Genomic DNA, 20,963 nt, shown 5'->3' with positions numbered 1-20,963 from the left:
TTTAGTTAGGGATGAGGCGATCCTGTCGATCACCGCACGTTAAAACTATAGCTTACGTAACACAATCATGAGGTAAAGCCCGCCAATCAAGGAAGCAATGATCCCAGCTGGCATTTCTTGCGGATACAACCATTGTCGCCCTAGCCAGTCGGCAAACAGCATCAAGCCCATGCCAATCAACCCGGCGGTGACCATATGCGCTCGGGCATTTTTCGCCCCCCAACTACGCGCAATGTGCGGGGCCATCAGCCCGACAAAACTAAGCGGCCCCACCACCAAGGTGGCACTGACGGTCATCACCGCAACGAGGGCCAGCAACAGCATGCGGGCACGCCCAACCTTAACCCCCAACGATTGAGCCGTTTCGCCACCGAGCGGCAAAATATCGAGCCAACGCTGGCACATTAATCCTAGCACCACCAGCACCGCGGCGACCAAGGCCAGTGTGGTCACCGTACTGTCAGTCACATAGTAGGTTGAACCTGAAATCCACGCGAGCACTTGATACGCGCGAGGATCGCCCCCCGCCATCAAGAAGCTTTTTACCGCTTGCATCAGTGCGGCTATGGCGACGCCAGTGAGCAACACCTTTTCTGGTTGGAAGCCGGTTTTGCGATTAAGCAGCACAATCAACGCCAAGGTCGCCCCCGCACCGATTAGACCGCCGATATATAAGCTCAGCATAGATGCGCCCATGCCCGCAAAAATGGTGACAATCAGTCCCAGCGCCGTACCAGCACTGATCCCCATCACTTCAGGGCTCGCCATCGGGTTAGCACTCAAACGCTGAAGCACGGCACCGGCAACAGCAAGCACACCACCCGCCAATGCCGCGGCCAGCAAGCGTGGCAAGCGCCATTCCAACAAGGACCAATCGCCGCTGAGCGCCAGCCACTGCCAGCCCTCACTTTGACGCGATACAGTGGCAAAAATCACCACCCCCAACACCAGTAACATCAACGTTCGGCCTAGTGGCCAATCCTGACGTGGTGCGGACGTCCCGGCATGCATTTGTTGGCGTTGACGATTCCCCAGTGACACCCGTGGTAACAACCACAAAAGAAGAGGCGCTCCCAACGCTGCCGTCGCCGCCCCCGTGGGCACCATCATTGCACGGCGGCCGGGTAACAGTTGGACAGCCAAATCGGTGGCTGCCAACATCAAGGCACCTAAAATCATCGCCAAGCTCAAACGGGTGATAAGCTTACGTGCGCCACATAAACGCGCAATCGCGGGCGCGGCGAGACCGACAAAGCCAATCACGCCAATCAAGCTAACTACCCACGCGGTCAGAAGCACCGATAGCCCTAGAGCAATCACACGGATTTTCGCCAGTGATACGCCCAAGCTTTTCGCCCCTTCATCCGAAAGACTCAAGACGTTAAGCGGCTTTAATAAGGCAAGGATCAACACGACCGCCAATCCAATACGCGGCAGTAAGGCTTGCACACTGTACCAGTCGGTTTGCACCATCGAGCCCGCGCCCCACACCATCATGCCGTGTAGCGCTTCTTGATTCATTAACAGCAGCACGGTGCTGAGCGCGCCGCAGTAAAGGTTTAAAATCAACCCCGCGATCACCACTACGGTGGGCGATAGGCCGCGTCGCCATGCTAGCGCAAAGACCACCAGCATGGTCAGCACTCCGCCAGACATCGCCACCATCGCGCTCGACCAAGTCAGTAGCCAAGGGGCATAAAGCGTCGCAAGCATCAGCGCCAAGCTAGCGCCATTCGCTACCCCCAGCGTCGAGGGCGAGGCCAAGGGGTTGCGCAACACTTGTTGCATCAAGGTACCGGCCAACCCCAAACACGCCCCCGCCAGCAATGCGGTGACCAAACGCGGCCACCAGGTTAAATGCATCACAACGCCAATCGACGCATTGTCATCCAGCGACCACAGCGACTGCCAGAGCATGGATGCATTCACATTCCACTGCCCCAACTGAGTGGAGGCGAGGCTTAACAGTGCCGCCAGTAACGCCAAGGGCACCCATAACAGGTTCAGTTTCATGCCTGCCCTCCTTGGTCGATCAATGCCGCGGTCACAAGGCGGGCAAAGCGTAACGCCGATGGAATCGCCCCAAAGCTCCATACCGGATCAATCATCAATGGCGTATGCCCCGTGCGTTTAACCAAATATTGCCAAAACATATTGGTCTGAAGAGTTTGCTCGACGCCCGCGGGGAGTGGGCGCACAATCACTAGTTGCGCATCAAGGTCTAGCAGCTCGCGGGTGGAGACCATGCTAAACCCCCAACTGTTGGTGGTATTTTGCCACGCGTTGCTAAGCCCCAGTTCACTGATAGCGGCGTGATACAGGCTGTTCGTCCCAAACACCCGCACATGGTTGGCGTCCAGAAACTGGATCATCAGCAGCGGAGGCTGTTCGCCGGGAATAGTATCGCGCAGGCTCGCTAATTGCCGCTTCGCATTAGCAATCAGGGTTTCACCGGCCTCAGGACGGTTTGCCTCACGTGCAATCTGCCGCGTTACGGTTTTGAGCGACGCCCAGCTTAGGCCGCTTTCATACAGAGGAACTGAACTGACCGGCGCAATGGTACTTAACTTGGGCTTCATTGCCTTAAAAATGGGCGAGATCAGAATTTTATCGGGGTGAAGCTCGGCCAAACGCTCCATGTTAGGCTGGGTGCGAAGCCCAATATCGACGGTTTTTTCTGGAATGGGCGGGGCTTTCACCCACGAATTGTAATCCGCCTTTTGCGCGACCGCGACGGGCGTCACCCCTAAGGCCAACAAGGTTTCAGTTTGGGTCCAATCTAGCGAGAGAATACGAGGCGACGCGCTCACGCTCGCTGACATCATGGCCGCGGTCAGCCAGACCACAAGCGTCAAAAAAGAGGACTTGATCATACCGGCGATAACTCCCCCGGCATAGCAACCGCATAGCCGGCGGTATGATCGGCAATCGGCATTTCAATGCCATAAATCGATTTGAGGGCCGACTCTTGAAACACATCGCTAACCGCACCTTGAGTCAGGACTTGCCCGCTGTGCAGCGCGACAATCTCATCACAAAAACGCGCTGCCATATTAATGTCGTGCACCACAATAATGATGGACTTATCCAGCTCTCGGCTAAGTTTACGCACCAAGGTCATCACTTCAACTTGGTGGGCCACATCCAGTGCAGATAGCGGCTCATCGAGCAGTAAATAACGCGTTTGCTGTGCCAGCAGCATCGCAATCCACAGCCGTTGGCGCTCGCCGCCTGATAAGGTATCGACCAAGCGCTCGGCATAACCCTGAGTACCAGTGAGCGCCATTGCCTCGTTGATCGCTTGGTGATCGGCTTTGGTCAACCGCCCCAGCAAGCCATGCCAAGGATAGCGACCAAAACTGACCAACTCATACCCAGTTAAGTTATCGGTTGCCGGTAAATGCTGTGGTAAATACGCCACCTCGCGCGCAAAGGCTTTTTCCGACCATTTTGATAAGGGTTTTTGGTCTAATGCGATCTGCCCGCTGCTGGTTGCCTGTTGCTGCGCTAACAGCTTTATCAACGTCGACTTGCCCGACCCATTGTGTCCGACTAACGCACAGATTTTTCCCGGCGTAAACGACAAGCTCACCTTATCGAGTAACACTTTTCCGTTGACGGCAAACGCAACGTCCTTTGCCTCTAACATATCCCGATCCTACTTCTGCAAACACAAGCGCGTGGCACTTGCCCGTTATCTCTGAGAGCGGTAATTTTCCGATGCTTAAAAGGCAAATGCAAACCATTTTGATTTCGCTTTGTACGCTTAGCGCTTGTTAATGAGAGAAATTAGACCTCAACCAAGTCACTATTAGGGATCCAAGCGTCATTCAGCCTCGTATCGCCAAGGGTGAATAAAAGTTTGTTGTTACGACTGTCGAGAGCCCTATGTCCGCGCCCATCAGCCTTGTGTGGCTAAAACGCGATTTACGCCTGCGGGATCATGCCCCTTTACAAGCGGCCATTGCCGCTGGGCGTCCCTTAGTGATTTTGTACCTGTTTGAGCCATTGCTGCTTAACGATCCGCACCATAGCGAGCGCCATTGGCGATTTGTCTGGCAATCGCTTTGCGATCTTAATCAGCAGCTGGCGCCGTTTGACGGGCAGGTCACTATTTGCCAAGGTGACGCACTCGCCATTTTCGACGCCATCCACCAGCAACGGGTAATTGGCGCGGTATACAGCCATCAAGAAATTGGCGTCGAGGCGACATTTTCTCGAGATAAAGCAGTGGCGAAATGGCTAGAGAGCCATCAGATCCCGTGGCATGAATACCTCACTGGAGCGGTGATCCGCGGCGCTAAAAACCGGGTTGATTGGGACGCAGAATGGCAAAAGGTGATGCGTGCCCCTCTTGCCGATCCCGATTGGCAACAAGCGCGCTGGCTAGACACATCACTCACGCTACCCGCGCTCGGTCACCACCAGTGGGACTCTCCCGCGCCACGCTTTCAGCCCGGCGGGCCGAGTTGGGCGTATAAAACCTTGCAGTCTTTTTTCCGCGAGCGTGGGCAAACTTATCAGCGCCACATCTCTAAACCGCTCGCCAGCCGCAAAAGCTGTACGCGACTGTCACCCTATCTTGCTTGGGGTAACATCAGCTTGCGCGAGATGTATCAAATCACCCTCCTCCATTGGCAAAAAAAGGGTTGGCGGCGTGCGCTGGTCGCTATGGTGTCACGTTTGCATTGGCACTGTCATTTTATGCAGAAATTTGAAAGCGAGCACCACATGGAGCATCGCCCCGTTAATCGAGGCTACTTACATTTTGAGTACGCGAACGGTCCGCAGAGCGATGCGCATCTGCTCGCATGGCAACAAGGTCATACCGGTTATCCGCTCGTCGATGCCTGTATGCGTTGCCTACACGCCACCGGCTATATCAACTTTCGTATGCGGGCGATGCTGGTCAGTTTTTTAACTCACCATCTACTGATCGATTGGCGCCGCGGTGTGCATCATTTGGCGCAGCTATTTCTCGATTTTGAGCCCGGTATTCATTACCCCCAATTTCAAATGCAGGCTGGCGTGACGGGCGCCAATACCCTGCGCATTTATAACCCAGTGAAACAATCGCAAGAGCAAGATCCAGAAGGGGCATTTATTCGTGAATGGTTACCTGAGCTTTCTCCCTTGCCCGACAGTTTGATCCACACCCCGTGGCAAATGACCGACATGGAAGCGATGATGTACGGGGTGGTGCTTGGTGAAGACTACCCGAAACCTATTGTCGATATCGAACAAACTGGCAAACGTGCGCGTGATATTTTATGGTCGTTTCGTCAACAAGACGCGGTTCGTATCGAAAAAGCACGGATACTCGCCACCCATGTGCGTCCAAGCAGCCCGGAGCAAACAAATAGCCCTGAGCCAACAAACAGCCCTGAACAACGAAAAAGCCCGGAGCACGCAGACAAGCGCACTAAAAAATCACGTTTACCTGCCACTCAATCCCCTGGAGGCAACCCAGATGGCGCATAAAAAGCCGCACCTTCCCACCAAGGTATGTTTGACGTGCGAACGCCCCTTTACGTGGCGTAAAAAGTGGGCGCGCTGTTGGGACGACGTTAGGTATTGCTCTGACCGTTGCCGTCGCGAAGGTCGTCGCCATGCGCGAGCGGCGACGCACTGAACGCATCTAAAAGCGAATTCAATTTCGGATGTACCCACTGACGTTTAATCGATACCGCATAGAACGGCTCATACACACTCGGCAGTAAGGCGTAGCGGGTGAGCATACCGCTATCTAGTTCATCACGAACCACCACTTCAGGCATCACCGCCAACGCATCATTGTCGCGGGTTAATAGGCGCAGCATTGCCATATCATTGGCTTCTGCCATGATGTAAGGCTTGAGTTGATACTGCGCCGAGATAGCATCAAACCCCGAGCGAATCGGGTTATCGCCATAAGGCAACACCCACGCTTGGTGCTGGTAGCTGGCATCTAAGGTGGGCGATAACGCTTTACCCGGCCAACCAATCACGGCCACCGGCTGGCGTGCCAGTTGCTGGTACTGCCAAATTTGTTTATTGGTCCCCCGCACCGCGATATTGGTTAGCGCCAAATCCAACTGGTGATCAGACAGCGCATGCAGCAAGCCGGTTTGATCCATCGACTGCAACACATAACGGCACTCCCGTTGATTGACCAGTGGCTGAATAAACTGCTCGATAAAGTTCCGCGACATGGTCGATAAAGTGCCAATGCGAATCGTGGCACTAGACAGTGCCCCGCCGCTGGATAGCAACTGCTCTAACTCTTCCCCCTGTCGGAATATCTCTTCGGCATAGTTCATCGCTTGATAGCCACTTTCGGTCAACGTCAATGTACGACCTTGCCGCTCAAACAATTGCACCTGCATCGCCTGTTCAAGCTGTTTGATTTGCGACGACAGCGCCGACTGCGAAATATGCAGCTGACGGGCGGTCTGGGTCAGGTTCCCGTGACGCGCCACCTGCCAGAAATAATATAAATGATGGTAGTTGAGTCGGCTCATCGTTCTCTAAAACAGAATGAAAAATGATTTATTATGTATTTTACTTAACTGTAGTAAGTTTTCACAATGTATCTCATAACTATTGCTGTGAGGTAAGTCATGTTATCCCTATTTCTCGTCACCCCGCTCAAACTGGTGCTGCTCGCACTGGTTGCTCTTCTTGGCGGTGTTATATGGCGATACAGTGCCACTGCGTTTGCGGGCGAAGCCGACAAACACCGTTTTCTTTCATCCTTACTGCTCACCTTGTCAGCAGTCTTGTTGGTTTTAGTCAGTAATCACCTGTTGCTGTTTTGGCTCGCTTGGGTGGCAGTTAGCCTCTCATTGGGTCGCTTAATTCTTTTCTATCCGCATCGGCCTCGCGCCCAACTCGCGGCACACAAAAAAATGCTGCTCGCCCGCTTTAGCGAATTGCTACTCGGTGGCGCATTCTTACTGTTGTTTTTCCACTACCAAACCGCACAGATTGACCAATTGATGTTTCAAGTCAGCCAGCAGCCTCACACGCTGACTGTAAGCATCGCCGCCTTTATGTTGGTGGGCGTGGCGATTATCAAGTGCGCTCAACTGCCCTTGCACGGCTGGTTGATTCAAGTGGTGGAAGCGCCAACGCCTGTCTCTGCCTTATTGCACGCCGGTATCGTGAACCTTGGCGGGATCTTATTGATGCTGTTCGCGCCAGTGCTCGCGGCGAGCCCCAGTGCCAGCCTAGCCCTGCTGGTTATCGCAGGCATCAGTACGCTGGTGGCGGGACTGGTGAGCCTGACACGCGTGAGCATTAAGGTAAAACTGGCGTGGTCGACCGTCGCACAAATGGGTCTGATGTTAGTCGAAATCGCCCTAGGTCTTTACGAGTTGGCATTGCTTCACTTGCTGGCGCACTCTTTCTACAAGGCGTTTTCTTTCCTCAACAGCGGCAATGGGGTGAATCATTGGCTCGCCACCCAACTGGCTGACGCCTCAGTTCCGCGTCGTAGCCATTGGCTTGCCGCGATGGCCACCGCCGCCGGTTTGATTGTCGCCGTGCATCTGAGTGTCGGTATTTTAAATAGCTTGGCCGCCGGTTGGTTGCTGTGGATAGCGATGACCATGCTGCTATTACCGGCCTTTACCCGCCCAGGCGCTGCTCGCCCGACACGCGTGCTGCTCAGTAGCGTGTTTGCGCTTGGCCTGCTTGGGCTCTACGCCGCCATTAAACATAGCTTGATTGTGTTTGTCGCGGGCGGAAATGCCACCTATTTATTTGCCGATGCCTTAGCGCTGGTGCTGTTTGTCGCGCTGTTTGCTCTGTCACTGGCGGTCCAGTACTGGCCTCACAAAGCGTGGGTCAACCGCCTGTTTATTTGGCTGAACGCCGGGGCTTACCTTGATGAATGGGCGACGCGCTTGACTCTCAAATGGTGGCCGAGTGCTTCTTTAATCCAACTACAAACGACCCAATGGCAACCGCATAAGGAGACGCGTTAATGATTGCGAAAACGCCCAACGTATCTGCACACCCTGAGTCCCTCGATGTGAGCGATTTTCGCGATGCCACCCAGCAAGCAGTCGCAGCGATTGCGCCAAGCTGGCCGTTGGATCAAATGATTGCAGTGAACCCATGGTGGCCGCAACGCTTTACCCCCATTGAACAAGTCTTTGCCGAACAAGCGGTGTTAAGTGGCCACTGTCCGCTAATGTCGTCGGCGTACTATCTGTCGCATTGGCAATCGCCTATTAGTGAGGCACATCTTGCCGAGGCCATCTCAACCTCTGGCAGCGCATTAACGGTCAGTGATTGTCTGCGTGCGCTGCGTAGTCATAGCAGTGACCTCCCGCGTTGGAAGCCATTGGCTGAGTTGTGTGACCGCACTCGAGAAGCACAAGAAGGCTTATCGTGGCAGCAAGAAATCCAGCAGCAAGTGAGCCAGTTTCTCGCGCTTTATCACCAATACCCACAACGCTTTGATGCCCAAGGCCAAGGCGGTGAGCACCTTTATCAATGCTGGTTGGATGTAGTGAGCCAAGATAAAGGCATTAAAACCCTCACTGGCGTGGATTTGCTTGCCGATTTCGCCGCACTGCCCACTCAAATGGATGCACTTATCGCTGAAGCGGCCACCTTTTGGCAACCGATCCTTCACGACCAAGACGGTAACTTGGCCTATTGCCACGCGCTGATGCATGGTTTATCAGGTTGGGCAAGCTGGCAGGCTTGGTTAGATTGGCAGCAACAGCTCAGTGACAGTGAACAGCAAGAACATGGCATGGGCCTATTCGCGATTTTACTTGCTTGGGATACAGTGCTGGCACGTTGGCTTGCCAAACACCGTGAAACAGCGTGGGCAAGCATTCGTCAGTCCATGCACCATCAAGCGGTGAATGTGCGCCATTGGTATCACCAAGCACAACAACAGCTCGCGCCACTGTGGATTTGGCAACAAGCGCTAGAAATTAGTCAGCAGCGCCCTTGGGCACACGCCTTGTCCGCGCAGGCCAGTGTCGACACCCTCGCCACCTCGCCCACGCTGCAAGCTGTGTTTTGTATTGATGTGCGCTCTGAACCGATGCGTCGCGCATTAGAATCGCAATCCGAACGAATTCAAACCCTTGGCTTTGCTGGCTTTTTTGGCTTGCCGATCGCCTATCAGCCCACCGATAGCCATATTCACCGCCCACAACTGCCCGGCTTATTGGCACCGGCGGTCACCGCCTCACAAACCCATGCTACCCCCGAACGCTGGTTACGAATGACCAAGCTCGGCTGGCAGCGCAGTCTCGATGCGCCTGCCGCCAATTTAGGCATGGTCGAAGCCGGTGGCATGCTGAAGCTGGTGAGCCTATTAAAACGCGCATTACGCATTTCTGGCACCGAAAACCCGCTAAATCGACTCAGCCATACTGACAGTGATTGGGCGCTCACCCGTGACAATACGCCGTTAAGCGCAGCAGAAAAGGCAGAGCTAGGCGCTGGTATCTTGCGGGCAATGGGCATTGCAGACCAACTGGCCGATGCCGTCTTGTTGGTGGGTCATGGCAGTGAAACCTGTAACAACCCTCATGCAGCAGGGCTTGACTGTGGTGCTTGCGGTGGACAAACCGGCGAGGTAAATGTCCGCGTACTTGCACAGCTTCTTAACGATGCCGACGTACGTGATGCCATGGCAAAGCAAGGCGTGACGATTCCCGCCAGTACCCGTTTTTATGCCGCCATGCACAACACCACCACCGACGCACTGGATGTCTTTCACGCCCCCGAGCATGCCGCGTGGCAAACTTGGCTGGCCGCTGCGAGCGAACAAGCACGTGCAACCCGCGCCAACCAGTTTGATCAAACACCAACCCAGCCATCCAAACTCAAACGGTTCTTTGCTACACGGGCCAAAGACTGGGCGCAAATGCGTCCTGAGTGGGGACTGTGTGACAACGCCGCGTTAATCGTGGGCCCGCGCACCCTGTCTCGACAGATTAATTTGCAAGGTCGCAGCTTTTTACACGACTACGACATGCATAAAGACCGTGACTTTAGCCAGCTTGAAGCCATACTCACCGCGCCCATGGTGGTGACCAATTGGATCAATCTGCAGTACTTTGCTTCTGTCACCGCACCGGAAAAATTCGGCAGCGGAAACAAACTGCTACACAACATCGTGGGTGGCCACATTGGGGTGTTTGAAGGCAATGGTGGCGACTTAAGAATCGGCTTATCGCATCAATCCGTGCACGATGGCCGTCGATATCGCCACCAGCCAGTGCGATTAAGCGTATTTATCGCTGCCCCTCGGGAGGCAATTGATAGTATACTTGCACGCCATGACGATATAGCCGCGCTGGCGAATCACGGCTGGCTGTACTTGATGCAAATTGATGCGCAGGGTGCAGTTTGGCAACGCGATCGCTCGGGTCAGTGGTATCACCTGAACGTAGCAAAATAAAACGGAGCATGTCGTTGAAAACGCAACTTCTCTCAGCGCAGTGTTCAACGGACCTAACACAAGCCGCCGAGCTACTGAAAGCCGGCGAACAAGTCGCGGTGCCCACAGAAACCGTGTACGGTTTGGCAGCGGATGCCAGCAATCCAGACGCCGTCGCGGGCATTTTTACCGCCAAAGGGCGACCCGCCAATCATCCTTTGATTGTTCATCTCGGTGACGTCGCATCGATCACCGAGTGGGCAACGCAGATCCCGGATGAAGCATATAAGCTGGCGAATGCCTTTTGGCCAGGGCCGATGACGCTGCTGCTGCCACGAGCCGAGCATGTTTCACCGGTGGTCACGGGTGGATTAGATACCATTGGGCTTCGCGTGCCCGCGCAACCTGTGTTATTGGACCTGCTCGCCAGCCATCAGCTTGCCGTTGCCGCCCCGTCAGCGAACCCGTATAAGAAGCTCAGCCCCACCACGGCAGAGCAAGTGATGCATGGTTTAGGCGGAAAAATTGCTGCAGTGATTGATGGCGGCCCTTGCCAGCATGGGCTGGAGTCGACCATTGTCGATCTTACCAAGCGTCCATTCCGCGTACTTCGCGCCGGTCCAATCACCGCCAGCGAACTAAGCACCGTGCTGGGTGAAACAGTCGACGCCCCCGAGCAGCACGACACCGTGGTGCCCGGCAATGTGGGAAGTCATTACCAACCCAACACCCGGTTGCAGATGGTGGCTGCGGACTTGTCTGATCTCCCTGCGCCCCATCCGGAAAAACGCGCGGCCTTGCTTCACTTTGGCGAAGCACCGACACGGGATGATCTGGTCTGCATTGCTATGCCAGATGACGCTGCACGCTACGGGCAAGCGTTATATCACCAACTTGCCCAAGCCGATCAACTCGGCGTCGATGAGATCTGGCTCGCCCAGCCCCCTCATGGCGAAGCGTGGCTTGCCGTGCATGATCGCCTGCGCCGCGCCGTCAGCTAGTTTTTGACGCACGCATTCGCATAAAGCTTGCCGTTGCGCTGGCACACACAGTGCCTGCAACGGTAAGCGTTGCCTCCAACTGACTCATTCCGTGTTTCGCTTTCACACACCAAGCACGTATCTCAGCCTCAACCGCAACGGGCACTGGATGGTGATAGCGAATATTAAGTGACGTTGTCACGATTTGAGAGAAAGCGAGCATGATGACTCACTCATCTCTACTGAGTAGCTAACACCTATTGTGAGTGAGACTACGCAGATTGGAGCATTAGTTTTCAAGTCTTCACTTTCACGACAATCATTGAGATGAAATTAAAAAAGGGATGCCAGCGCATCCCTTTTCTATTTATTGCTATGGGCAGTGACTTAGTCTGCTACGTTACACGTCGTACGTGGTCGAGGCGGTGTTACCGCCGGTGCCTGTCCAGTTGGTGTGGAAGAACTCACCACGAGGCTGATCAAGACGCTCATAGGTGTGCGCACCAAAATAGTCACGCTGAGCTTGCAGCAGGTTCGCAGGCAGACGTGCCGTGGTGTAGCCATCCAAGAAGGTCAGCGCCGATGTAGTACATGGCATTGGGATACCGGTTTCCATCGATTTCGCCGCCACTTTCCGCCATGCTGCCAAGCAGTTATCCAAGATCCCTTTAAAGTAAGCATCTGAGCCCAAGAAGGCCAAGTTAGGATCTTTATCAAACGCATCGCGGATATTACCCAAGAAGGCTGAGCGGATAATACAGCCACCGCGCCACATCAATGCGACGTTACCGTAGTTGAGATCCCAGCCATTCTCATTAGACGCTTCACGCATCAGCATAAAGCCCTGCGCGTAAGAGATAATTTTTGACGCCAGCAGCGCTTGACGCAGCGCATCAACCCACTCGGCTTTATCGCCTTCAACCGGCTGGATGTGTTTTTCAAACAGCTTCTCTGCCGCGACACGCTGATCTTTAAGTGCCGACAGGCAACGTGAGAAGACCGACTCAGAAATCAGGGTCAGCGGAATGCCAAGATCCAGCGCGTTGATGCCAGTCCATTTGCCGGTGCCTTTTTGGCCCGCGGTGTCGAGAATTTTCTCAACCAAAGGCTCACCGTCTTGGTCTTTATAGCCCAAAATGTCTGCGGTGATTTCAATTAAGTAGCTATCTAGCTCGGTTTTGTTCCAGTCGGTAAACACCTGCTGCATCTCGTCATGGCTCATGCCAAGGCCGTCTTTCATGAACTGGTACGCTTCGGTGATCAGCTGCATGTCGCCATACTCGATACCGTTATGCACCATTTTCACAAAGTGACCGGCACCATCACGTCCAACCCAATCACAGCATGGTTCACCGGCGTCGGTTTTCGCGGCGATACCTTGGAAGATAGGTTTAACAGCTGGCCACGCTTCTTCAGAGCCACCCGGCATGATAGACGGTCCAAAACGGGCACCTTCTTCACCGCCAGACACACCGGCACCGATAAAGTGAATGCCTTTTTCACGCAGTGCTGCCACACGACGGTTGGTATCTGGGTAGTTGGTGTTACCGCCATCGATAATGATGTCGCCTTCGTCAAGCAGAGGCGTCAGTTTGTCGATAAAGGTATCCACGACGGCACCTGCGCGAACCATAAGCATCACTTTGCGCGGCTTTTCGAGTTTCTCAACCAGCTCTTCTAACGAGTATGCGCCAACAATGTTGGTGCCCTTCGCTGGGCCTTCCAGAAACTCATCCACTTTGGCCGCGGTACGGTTATGCGCCACCACCTTAAAGCCGTTGTCATTCATGTTAAGGATCAGGTTTTGGCCCATGACTGCCAAACCAATTACGCCGATATCACCTTTCATCGTGCTCTCCATTAATTCTGTTCTGGTAATTTTTTTGCTGCCGCGGCATCGAGTACCCATTCCGTGGTGCCTTTGGCACTGCGGATATTGGCGGCAGGGTATGGCAGTTGGGTAGGCTCGTGTGTGGCGATCTCATGTACGATCGCTTGTTTGCCTTCACCCAACACCAGATAACTAATTTTCTTCGCCGCGCGCAGCACACGGGCGGTTTTTGATACACGCTTTTGACCCGATTCAGGATGCAAGGCCACCAGCGCGAGCGCGGTATTGTCATACTGAGGATCGTGCGGGAACAGCGAGGCCGTATGGCCATCGCCACCGACGCCCAGCAAGATCCAATCAAACACAGGTGTGCCGTTTTCGCTTGGGATCAAGGCTTGCATTTCCGCACTAAAGCGCGCCGCTTCCACGTCCGGGTCATCTTCACCACGAATACGGTGAATGTTCTCTTCCGGAATGCGAATGTGGCTAAACAGCAGCTTATTGGCTTCACCAAAGTTACTCTCGGTATCATCCGGTGCTACACAGCGCTCGTCGCCCCACCAAAAATGCAGATTTTGCCACTGAATCGCATTGGCATAGTCGTCACTGGCTAAACGCTTAAACAGCATTTTGGGCGTGCTGCCGCCAGAAAGCGAAATGTGTACGGCACGATCTTGCTCACTGAGTGCTTGCATCATGTCCGCTAAATGATTGACCACCGCGTCGGCATCATCAAAAACTTGGGCATTTATCATAATTCGCAGTATTCCGTGTCAGTCAGGTTTTTGCAGGGAAAGCGCCAAGCATGGCCATCACGCTCAAGCAACTGATCCGCTTCTTTCGGTCCCCATGTTCCACAGGCATAGCCAAACAAGGCTTTGTCATTTTCTTTGTACTGCAGAATCGGCTCAACAAACTGCCAACAAGCTTCGACTGCATCACTGCGCGCAAACAAGGTGGCATCGCCTTTAAGGGCATCCAGTAACAAGCGCTCGTACGCGGTCAGCATCTGGGTTTCTTCCAGCGAAGCGTAATGGAAGTCCATGTTCACGGCTTTCGCATTAAAGCCGGCGCCCGGCTCTTTAAGGCCAAAGCTCATTTGAATGCCTTCGTCGGGCTGAATACGGATCACCAAACGGTTCTCAGGGGCATTTTTGCCGAACACAGGGTGCGGAGTCTGTTTAAAGTGGATCACCACTTCTGTCACGCGAGTTGGCAAGCGTTTACCGGTGCGCACATAAAAAGGCACCCCATTCCAACGCCAGTTGTTGATAAACATCTTCAGGCCAACATAAGTCTCAGTGCGCGAGTCTTCCGCAACCCCCGGCTCATTGCGATAACCCGGTAACGCATTCCCACCCACTAATGATTCCGTATACTGACCGAGCACCAAGTTATTGGTTAGATCATCATCAGACAGTGGTTCGAGTGATTGTAGTGCTTTAAACACCTCATCACGCATGGCGTCAGCATTGATTTGTGCAGGCGGCTCCATCGCCACAAGTGCAAGCACTTGCAGCAAGTGGTTTTGGAACATATCGCGCACCGCACCCGATTGATCGTAGTAACCACCGCGGCCTTCTACACCCAGATGCTCCGCACCGGTGATCTCTACATAATCGATAAAGTTACGGTTCCAAAGCGGTTCAAACATCGCGTTGGAGAAACGGAAAACCAGCAGGTTTTGTACTGTTTCTTTGCCTAGGTAATGATCAATGCGGTAAATCTGATGCTCGGCAAAGTGGGCGTGAATGTCTTTGTCGAGCTGGCGCGCGGAGACTAAGTCATAACCAAATGGCTTTTCGACCACCAAGCGTTTCCATCCGGTGCTCTCGTCATTGAGGCCATGTTCGGCCAAACTGGCAGGAATCGAATTGTAAAGCTTTGGTGGCGTGGCGAGATAAAACAGCGTGTTCCGCTGGGTGAAGCCATACTGATCGGCCAACGCATCTAACCGCTCGGTTAGGTGGTGGTATTCGTGCGTATCTGAGATATTAAACGACTGATAATGCACATGCGCCATAAAGGCGTCGAGCGTAGCAGGATCGGTCTTCTCTAGCTCCTGCATGGAGTGACGTAATTTGTCGCGAAATGACTCGTCACTGTAGAAGGTGCGGCTTGCGCCTAAAATTGCGAAAGACGCAGGCAGCTGTTTGTTCGCATACAAATGATACAGGGCTGGGATCAGCTTACGGAAGGTCAGATCGCCAGATGCACCAAAAATAACAATGCTGCTGTTTTCTGGAATTACCATCATCTTTCCTTTGATAATAAAGGTACTGCATGTGATTTGCGCCACAAATTAGCAGCGCTATGGCCAAATTGGTAATTGGCGCTACCTATTGATGCCATCGTTGTAACCACTGAATCTGGCGGCTGTTCCTTGTTCATCCCTACATTGAGAACTCAGCATTCCCAGCCAGTGTGCTACAAAGGCGGTCTAGTCTAGCACTTTCTTACTCAATAAGCTTTACCCTAACTGGTATGACATGGTCGAGTGCCCATCTGCTGAGCAGCGTCACACAGCTGTTGGATCAGTGCCTCGACTTTCTCATGCCGCGCATTGCGCAGAGTATATAAACCGACGTTACCCGTTTTGTAGTGCTGGGTTGTCAGCACGCTCACACCCTGACTGGCGAGGTATGTGTCGGCTTTGCTGGTATAAGGCATCACTGCTTGCGTGTCGTGCAACAGATCGATACTGGCGCTCAGCGCATCAACATCAAACACCACGGTGTGCGAACAAGTGGCAGGTGTAATCGGGTTGGCAAGTAAATGCGCATGCCGGGCATGATCAGGGGTGACACGCATCAACGGCCAATCACTCAGACGCTGAGGATCGATTCGGGTCGATGTGTCTGTGAGTAGCGGATGGTTATCAGCCACATAATAGCTTTCTGCATCCTGAAACAAGGGCATAAAGCGGACTTGCTGGCTCGCAACCAGATCGTCAATTTCATGACCGATAAACACATCCACATCGCCACTAAGCAGCGATGCCATCAGTGCCAAGCGATTGCCAAATTCGATGTGGACCGCACACTGGCGCTCTGATTGATAATCAAGCACTGCCGGTTTAACAAACAAAGGCCACCACGCCTCCCCAGTGCCAAGCTTTATTTGTCCCGCTTCACGCGCTTGCAAAGCATGAAGCTGGGCATGAAGTCGTTGCCGCGCAGCATGCTGTGCGGTGGCATGCTGATAATAAAGCTCTCCTGCGGCTGTCATACTGACGCCACGAGGATGACGGACCAATAACTGACATGCGAGACGTTGCTCCAGCTTTTGGATCTGTGCCGTCAATGAAGGTTGGCTGATCCCTAACTGCAACGCAGCCGCTTTAATACCCCCTGCCTCAACCACTGCAATAAAGTAGCCAGCAACTTTTTCTACATCCATACCGCACTCACTCACAATTTAGCGGCTTACTTTATAGCCTAATAGGGATACACGATTCAATGATACCGCCGATTTTTAATCTATTGTCACCTTACATATAGCCAATAGGTTATATCAATAAGCGTCACGCCTATTTTTCTTGGCACTGCTCGCGCGCTAGGCTGTTTGCCACATCTCAAGCTGAGGCTTTGAGGATTTTTATTGTCGATAAGAGGTAATCGGTATGCAGAACGCTTGGTGGCATGATGCCGTTGTTTATCAAATCTACCCACGCAGTTTTTACGACACCAATGGTGATGGCATTGGTGATCTTAACGGAATTATCGAGAAACTCGATTACTTACATTGGCTCGGCGTCAATGTGTTATGGCTATCACCGGTGTATCAATCGCCGATGGATGACAATGGCTACGACATTTCCGATTACTGCGCGATCGCGCCTGAATTTGGCACCATGGAAGACATGACGCGCTTGATTGATAAAGCCGGCGCGCTTGGCATCAAAATCGTGATGGATTTGGTGGTCAACCATACCTCCGACGAACACCCTTGGTTCCAAGCCGCGCTTCACGACAAAAACAGTCCTTATCGCGACTTTTACATTTGGCGCGATGCCAAACCCGATGGCAGTGCACCCGATGATCAAGGCTCAATTTTTGGTGGCAGTGCATGGCAATGGGAGCCAAACACCGAGCAATATTACTTTCACTTGTTCTCCAAACGTCAGCCCGATCTGAATTGGGAAAACCCCGCCGTCCATGACGCAGTGCATAAAATGATGAACTGGTGGATCGACAAAGGCATTGGCGGATTCCGCCTCGATGTGATTGATTTAATTGGTAAGGAAATCGACAAAGGCATTACCGGCAACGGGCCGCGCCTTCACCCTCTGCTACAGGCAATGAATCGAGCCACATTTGGCGACAAAGACTTGCTCACCGTCGGCGAAACATGGGGCGCAACGCCGGAGATCGCCAAGCTTTATAGCGCACCGGAACGCAATGAACTCTCCATGGTATTCCAATTTGAACACATTACCGCTACCTGGAAAGATGGCGATAAATGGCAGCCCGTACCGCTGGATATCGCCGCCCTCAAACAGGTACTGTTCAAATGGCAACAAGAGCTGGCCGATAGCGGTTGGAACTCACTATTTTGGAACAACCACGATTTGCCGCGCGCCGTATCCAAATTTGGTCACGACGGCCAATACCGAACCCGCTCGGCAAAAATGCTCGCCACAACCTTACACTTGATGAAAGGCACGCCCTATATCTACCAAGGGGAAGAGATTGCGATGACCAATGTCGCCTTCCCGTCTATCGACGATTATCAAGACATCGAAACCCGCAATTTTTACGACTTGCGTGTTGCAGAAGGCGTTGATCCAGACACCATGATGGAGGCGGTCTACCAAAACAGTCGCGATAACGCCCGTACTCCAATGCAATGGGAGAACGCACCGCAGGCAGGCTTTACCCAAGGAACACCATGGTTACCGGTTAATCCTAACTACACCACCATCAATGTGGCACGGGCCACTGAAAATAGCGGCTCTGTACTTTATCACTACCGTGAACTGATCAAGCTCCGCAAGCAATACCCAGTGATCGTACACGGCCAGTTTGCGCCTGTGGAAGAATCACACCCTAACGTGATGGCTTACGAGCGCTTCGACGATACCCACCGCATTTTGGTAGTCAGCAACTTTAGTGAGGAAAAACAAACCATCACCCTCCCCACACACTGGCTCGATAAGGCCTTAACCTGCCTTAGCTACAATATGGATCCGGTCAAACAGTTAAGCACCACCTACAAACTAGCCCCTTACGAGTCGTTTGCGGTGATGCAGTAGCAAGGGCGTTTAGTTGCCGATATCATCACGCGCCTGCAGATAGCTGCAGGCGCCCAGCCAAAGGCGACTCACCCCTCTTACACACCATAAACGACGTCTACCGAAGCCATTAATACATATACCCCAGCCAATCCATATGCCCTGCAGGCCATGATTTATCTTTCATCGGTTTAACGTACAATTCATCAACATACTCAACCGCAACGCCATAATTTGTATGTTCATGGATGCGTAGCCAAGAGGCATCTGACTCGACAAGCTGAAAGCCATTAGCCACATAAAAATCGTGCACCTCAGAGATAAGAATAATGAAATCAACATCCTTATCTCTGGCATAGTCAGCCAGTTGCGCCAGCATACCCGAGCCAATCCCTTTTCTTTGCCAAGCGCTTTCGATGCAAAAATCACTCACCCCTAATACTTTGTATACGTCGCCACCGACATTCACTGCCCTATAATCCAACCCCATATAACCAATCAGTTGATTACCTTGGTACTGCAATGCCCGCATGTGGAGAAGCTGCTTATAGTAAGAACGGGCAACTTGATGGTCAGGAAATGCCTTGTTTCTAAGGGCTTGAATAGCCTCATGCTGCGCGTTCGACACTTCGATTTCTGGGAGAATTTCCATATTTAAGCTATTGATAATAAATCCATTTATTCAATTATTAACCAAGTCGATATATTAATATGGTTCCAATCATGTTGGCTTATAGGTCACGGGGAAATGTGCTTTGATTCACACAATAAAAATGGCGGCTTCTACGTAAAGTAAAAGCCGCCATTCCTTAACAACCTCGATTAGCGCTCGATGATAACCAGATCGATACGGCGTAAATCTTCATCTCCCGGCGTATGTCGGTATCCCATTGCCGACATTACAACCGTTTCCTTCGCTGGTTCAACAGCAAGGCTTTTCTCGCCCTCTTGTGGATCTTTAATGCTCTTGATGTAGAAAACACCGAGACTTTGACCTGAGTTACCACCGATAAGGTCAATATCGAGTTCGCCATGGTGTCCGGTTTTTGCAATGACTTTAAAGGTTCGCTCGTGCCCCTCAGGTATTACTTGGTTATTGATGGAAGCGCCATCTTCTTCTACCCAAGAGTCGCGCGTCACTTGGGTGGTGATCGACTGTTGGGTAAAGTTCTTGATAGTTACATTGGCTGGACTTGACATGTTTATCTCCTATAAATCTTTAATCCTCATCGAAATGCCTAGCATTCTGGCAATTGACACGATCAAAGCACTTATAGGCGTATCCCTAACGCCCTATACGCCAACCGCTAAGTACTGGTCATCTCAAGTTAAGACCCAAGAACAACAACAAGCAAGATTTGCCTATAAAAAAATACATTGTCATGACATATCACTTAGGACTGCTGAATAGTCATAAGCTGTTAGGTCACCATCAATCGATACAAATACGCGTCACTCGCCCCATACTGAATCCGTTTGATTCTTTGAAAACCCTGTTTCTCGTAAAACCGCTGCGCGCCGACACTGAACGTGGGAGTTTCTAGTTCGATCACTTCTCCCGGCAGTACGTGTGCCTTAAGAAATTCGAGTACCATCTGACCCATCCCTCGCCCTTGATAATCTGGGGCGATAAACAGCCTTATCAACTGGAGGATGCCGGATTGATATAAAAAGTAAAACCCGCCCACTCGCTGACTGTTTTGCTTAATCACATAATATTGGTAACAGCTTGCGGCGTATCGTTGATGATCATAACTATCGTAACCAGGCGGTCCCGACCCACAAAGCGCGCGGTCAGACGCAAATGCGCGTATTTGCAACCGTACGAGTTCATGCATGTCACACTCATTTGCCTTTTCGATCAAGCACATGTCATCACTCACTTCTCTCACCATACCAAGCACTGAGGAATCCCCAGTGGCAGTGGGAATATAGCAAACTTTCGGATCGCTTTTCCCAGTCAACCTGAGTGCATATTGATCTAATTCGCTTTGCTGTTCTCCCATCATCCAACCACCACCGCCTAACGCGACAATATGTTTATCCATGACATGGCCTGATTATTGACTAAAGTTCCCTATGCCTTAAAAAGTATCAAGGAAAGACGTGACATCTTCCCTTCGCGTAAAATGAAATTTTACACCATCAAATTTTTCGAAAAGTTGGCGATGATAGCTATGTGAGCTCTTTGATTGTCTAAAATAATACTCGGAAGCCCATTGGATTAACGCTTGAAAGTTCTTTTCCGCTAACTCAGCATTCGTTTCTTCGCTAACATTTTGACCTCTTAAACGTAACGATTCTTCGCATTTGGTCCAGTCTATATCAATAAAAATCAATGTATCAGCAAACTCAAGTAACTCTTCAACGAGCGCACCAAAAACACCTTCGACAACCCAAGCATCCTCTGATGATAATTGTTTTAAATCGTCATCAATAACTTTTGCTGGCCGTTTCTTGCTATATCCACCTGGCTCCCAATAAAAAGTGTCTAGGTTAACGTCTCTAGCATCAACCTTGGCTGAC

The 20,963-nt window shown here is 52.2% G+C and carries 18 protein-coding genes and 1 pseudogene; 6 read left to right on the top strand and 13 right to left on the bottom strand.

Translation table 11 applies throughout. The features are described 5' to 3' along the window. Positions 1 to 45: 45 nt before the first annotated feature. Genes fhuB through BZJ17_RS11805 form a run of 3 tightly spaced genes read right to left on the bottom strand, consistent with a single transcriptional unit; the run spans position 46 to position 3,649 of the window. Positions 46 to 2,013 carry a Fe(3+)-hydroxamate ABC transporter permease FhuB gene (fhuB, locus tag BZJ17_RS11815; protein WP_077640845.1) on the bottom strand — a complete coding sequence of 656 codons (1,968 nt, stop codon included), beginning with the start codon at positions 2,011 to 2,013 and terminating at the stop codon, positions 46 to 48. Next, positions 2,010 to 2,873: an iron-siderophore ABC transporter substrate-binding protein gene (locus BZJ17_RS11810; RefSeq protein ID WP_077640844.1), complete on the bottom strand. Its 864-nt coding sequence runs from the start codon at positions 2,871 to 2,873 to the stop codon at positions 2,010 to 2,012. The genes fhuB and BZJ17_RS11810 overlap by 4 nt, the downstream gene beginning before the upstream one ends. Beyond that, positions 2,870 to 3,649: an ATP-binding cassette domain-containing protein gene (locus tag BZJ17_RS11805; RefSeq protein WP_069589404.1), complete on the bottom strand. Its 780-nt coding sequence runs from the start codon at positions 3,647 to 3,649 to the stop codon at positions 2,870 to 2,872. The genes BZJ17_RS11810 and BZJ17_RS11805 overlap by 4 nt, the downstream gene beginning before the upstream one ends. 239 nt (positions 3,650 to 3,888) lie before the next feature. On the opposite strand from BZJ17_RS11805, the pseudogene BZJ17_RS11800 reads away from it, so the two are divergent. Both BZJ17_RS11800 and BZJ17_RS11795 read left to right on the top strand, forming a co-directional pair. Continuing rightward, a pseudogene (locus tag BZJ17_RS11800) lies at positions 3,889 to 5,337 on the top strand (deoxyribodipyrimidine photo-lyase); the annotation flags it as partial. Between the two features lie 133 nt (positions 5,338 to 5,470). Further along, the gene (locus tag BZJ17_RS11795) at positions 5,471 to 5,632 is read left to right on the top strand and encodes a DUF2256 domain-containing protein (protein ID WP_077640842.1); all 162 of its coding nucleotides are present in this window, start codon (positions 5,471 to 5,473) and stop codon (positions 5,630 to 5,632) included. Here the strand turns inward: BZJ17_RS11795 and BZJ17_RS11790 are convergent. After that, on the bottom strand, positions 5,568 to 6,500 hold the full coding sequence (locus BZJ17_RS11790) for a LysR family transcriptional regulator (protein WP_069589407.1): 933 nt from the start codon (positions 6,498 to 6,500) through the stop codon (positions 5,568 to 5,570). The two genes, BZJ17_RS11795 and BZJ17_RS11790, sit on opposite strands and share 65 nt — an antisense overlap. A gap of 99 nt (positions 6,501 to 6,599) precedes the next feature. Here BZJ17_RS11790 and BZJ17_RS11785 point away from each other — a divergent pair, with 99 nt between their 5' ends. The 3 genes from BZJ17_RS11785 to BZJ17_RS11775 are packed head-to-tail and all read left to right on the top strand — an operon-like array spanning position 6,600 to position 11,394. Next, positions 6,600 to 7,967 carry an NADH-quinone oxidoreductase subunit L gene (locus BZJ17_RS11785; RefSeq protein WP_077640841.1) on the top strand — a complete coding sequence of 456 codons (1,368 nt, stop codon included), beginning with the start codon at positions 6,600 to 6,602 and terminating at the stop codon, positions 7,965 to 7,967. Next, positions 7,967 to 10,414: a DUF2309 domain-containing protein gene (locus BZJ17_RS11780; RefSeq protein WP_077640840.1), complete on the top strand. Its 2,448-nt coding sequence runs from the start codon at positions 7,967 to 7,969 to the stop codon at positions 10,412 to 10,414. The genes BZJ17_RS11785 and BZJ17_RS11780 overlap by 1 nt, the downstream gene beginning before the upstream one ends. A gap of 8 nt (positions 10,415 to 10,422) precedes the next feature. After that, a complete protein-coding gene (locus BZJ17_RS11775; protein WP_108743812.1) occupies positions 10,423 to 11,394 on the top strand; it encodes an L-threonylcarbamoyladenylate synthase in 972 nt (323 codons plus the stop codon). Here the strand turns inward: BZJ17_RS11775 and BZJ17_RS11770 are convergent. From BZJ17_RS11770 to BZJ17_RS11750, 5 genes are all read right to left on the bottom strand, one after another. Continuing rightward, entirely contained in the window at positions 11,387 to 11,596 is a 210-nt protein-coding gene (locus BZJ17_RS11770) for a hotdog domain-containing protein (RefSeq protein WP_077640839.1), read from the bottom strand. The genes BZJ17_RS11775 and BZJ17_RS11770 overlap by 8 nt on opposite strands. A 177-nt stretch (positions 11,597 to 11,773) precedes the next feature. Next, positions 11,774 to 13,222 (bottom strand): decarboxylating NADP(+)-dependent phosphogluconate dehydrogenase, encoded by a 1,449-nt coding sequence (gnd, locus tag BZJ17_RS11765; RefSeq protein WP_069589412.1) that lies wholly within the window; start codon positions 13,220 to 13,222, stop codon positions 11,774 to 11,776. Between the two features lie 11 nt (positions 13,223 to 13,233). Next, positions 13,234 to 13,959 carry a 6-phosphogluconolactonase gene (gene pgl / locus BZJ17_RS11760; RefSeq protein ID WP_077640838.1) on the bottom strand — a complete coding sequence of 242 codons (726 nt, stop codon included), beginning with the start codon at positions 13,957 to 13,959 and terminating at the stop codon, positions 13,234 to 13,236. Then, positions 13,956 to 15,458: a glucose-6-phosphate dehydrogenase gene (gene zwf, locus BZJ17_RS11755; RefSeq protein WP_077640837.1), complete on the bottom strand. Its 1,503-nt coding sequence runs from the start codon at positions 15,456 to 15,458 to the stop codon at positions 13,956 to 13,958. The genes pgl and zwf overlap by 4 nt, the downstream gene beginning before the upstream one ends. A 221-nt stretch (positions 15,459 to 15,679) precedes the next feature. Next, positions 15,680 to 16,603: a LysR family transcriptional regulator gene (locus BZJ17_RS11750; protein WP_077640836.1), complete on the bottom strand. Its 924-nt coding sequence runs from the start codon at positions 16,601 to 16,603 to the stop codon at positions 15,680 to 15,682. 223 nt (positions 16,604 to 16,826) lie between these two features. Between BZJ17_RS11750 and BZJ17_RS11745 the strand changes: the two genes are divergently transcribed. After that, a complete protein-coding gene (locus BZJ17_RS11745; RefSeq protein WP_077640835.1) occupies positions 16,827 to 18,458 on the top strand; it encodes an alpha-glucosidase in 1,632 nt (543 codons plus the stop codon). Positions 18,459 to 18,567: 109 nt separating this feature from the next. On the opposite strand, the gene BZJ17_RS11740 is transcribed toward BZJ17_RS11745, so the two are convergent. The 4 genes from BZJ17_RS11740 to BZJ17_RS17215 all read right to left on the bottom strand — a co-directional run. Beyond that, positions 18,568 to 19,089, bottom strand: a complete 522-nt coding sequence (locus tag BZJ17_RS11740) for a GNAT family N-acetyltransferase (RefSeq protein WP_077640834.1) — start codon at positions 19,087 to 19,089, stop codon at positions 18,568 to 18,570. A 170-nt stretch (positions 19,090 to 19,259) separates the two neighbouring features. Next, positions 19,260 to 19,637: a hypothetical protein gene (locus tag BZJ17_RS11735; RefSeq protein ID WP_069589419.1), complete on the bottom strand. Its 378-nt coding sequence runs from the start codon at positions 19,635 to 19,637 to the stop codon at positions 19,260 to 19,262. 221 nt (positions 19,638 to 19,858) lie between these two features. Next, positions 19,859 to 20,485, bottom strand: a complete 627-nt coding sequence (locus tag BZJ17_RS11725; protein ID WP_241836796.1) for a GNAT family N-acetyltransferase — start codon at positions 20,483 to 20,485, stop codon at positions 19,859 to 19,861. 36 nt (positions 20,486 to 20,521) lie between these two features. Then, positions 20,522 to 20,963, bottom strand: a 442-nt coding sequence (locus tag BZJ17_RS17215; protein WP_077640832.1) for an AAA family ATPase, incomplete at its 5' end; no start/stop codon positions are given.

It is taken from the genome of Salinivibrio sp. IB574, assembly GCF_001996205.1.
Classification (GTDB): Bacteria; Pseudomonadota; Gammaproteobacteria; order Enterobacterales; family Vibrionaceae; genus Salinivibrio; species Salinivibrio proteolyticus.
This window is presented reverse-complemented; position numbering and strand designations above follow the sequence as displayed.

Coding starts and splice junctions, on each gene's coding strand:
- fhuB (WP_077640845.1), bottom strand. CDS start 2,013: ATGAAACTGAACCTGTTATGGGTGCCCTTGGCGTTACTGGCGGCACTG.
- BZJ17_RS11810 (WP_077640844.1), bottom strand. CDS start 2,873: ATGATCAAGTCCTCTTTTTTGACGCTTGTGGTCTGGCTGACCGCGGCC.
- BZJ17_RS11805 (WP_069589404.1), bottom strand. CDS start 3,649: ATGTTAGAGGCAAAGGACGTTGCGTTTGCCGTCAACGGAAAAGTGTTA.
- BZJ17_RS11795 (WP_077640842.1), top strand. CDS start 5,471: ATGGCGCATAAAAAGCCGCACCTTCCCACCAAGGTATGTTTGACGTGC.
- BZJ17_RS11790 (WP_069589407.1), bottom strand. CDS start 6,500: ATGAGCCGACTCAACTACCATCATTTATATTATTTCTGGCAGGTGGCG.
- BZJ17_RS11785 (WP_077640841.1), top strand. CDS start 6,600: ATGTTATCCCTATTTCTCGTCACCCCGCTCAAACTGGTGCTGCTCGCA.
- BZJ17_RS11780 (WP_077640840.1), top strand. CDS start 7,967: ATGATTGCGAAAACGCCCAACGTATCTGCACACCCTGAGTCCCTCGAT.
- BZJ17_RS11775 (WP_108743812.1), top strand. CDS start 10,423: ATGTCGTTGAAAACGCAACTTCTCTCAGCGCAGTGTTCAACGGACCTA.
- BZJ17_RS11770 (WP_077640839.1), bottom strand. CDS start 11,596: ATGCTCGCTTTCTCTCAAATCGTGACAACGTCACTTAATATTCGCTAT.
- gnd (WP_069589412.1), bottom strand. CDS start 13,222: ATGAAAGGTGATATCGGCGTAATTGGTTTGGCAGTCATGGGCCAAAAC.
- pgl (WP_077640838.1), bottom strand. CDS start 13,959: ATGATAAATGCCCAAGTTTTTGATGATGCCGACGCGGTGGTCAATCAT.
- zwf (WP_077640837.1), bottom strand. CDS start 15,458: ATGGTAATTCCAGAAAACAGCAGCATTGTTATTTTTGGTGCATCTGGC.
- BZJ17_RS11750 (WP_077640836.1), bottom strand. CDS start 16,603: ATGGATGTAGAAAAAGTTGCTGGCTACTTTATTGCAGTGGTTGAGGCA.
- BZJ17_RS11745 (WP_077640835.1), top strand. CDS start 16,827: ATGCAGAACGCTTGGTGGCATGATGCCGTTGTTTATCAAATCTACCCA.
- BZJ17_RS11740 (WP_077640834.1), bottom strand. CDS start 19,089: ATGGAAATTCTCCCAGAAATCGAAGTGTCGAACGCGCAGCATGAGGCT.
- BZJ17_RS11735 (WP_069589419.1), bottom strand. CDS start 19,637: ATGTCAAGTCCAGCCAATGTAACTATCAAGAACTTTACCCAACAGTCG.
- BZJ17_RS11725 (WP_241836796.1), bottom strand. CDS start 20,485: ATGGATAAACATATTGTCGCGTTAGGCGGTGGTGGTTGGATGATGGGA.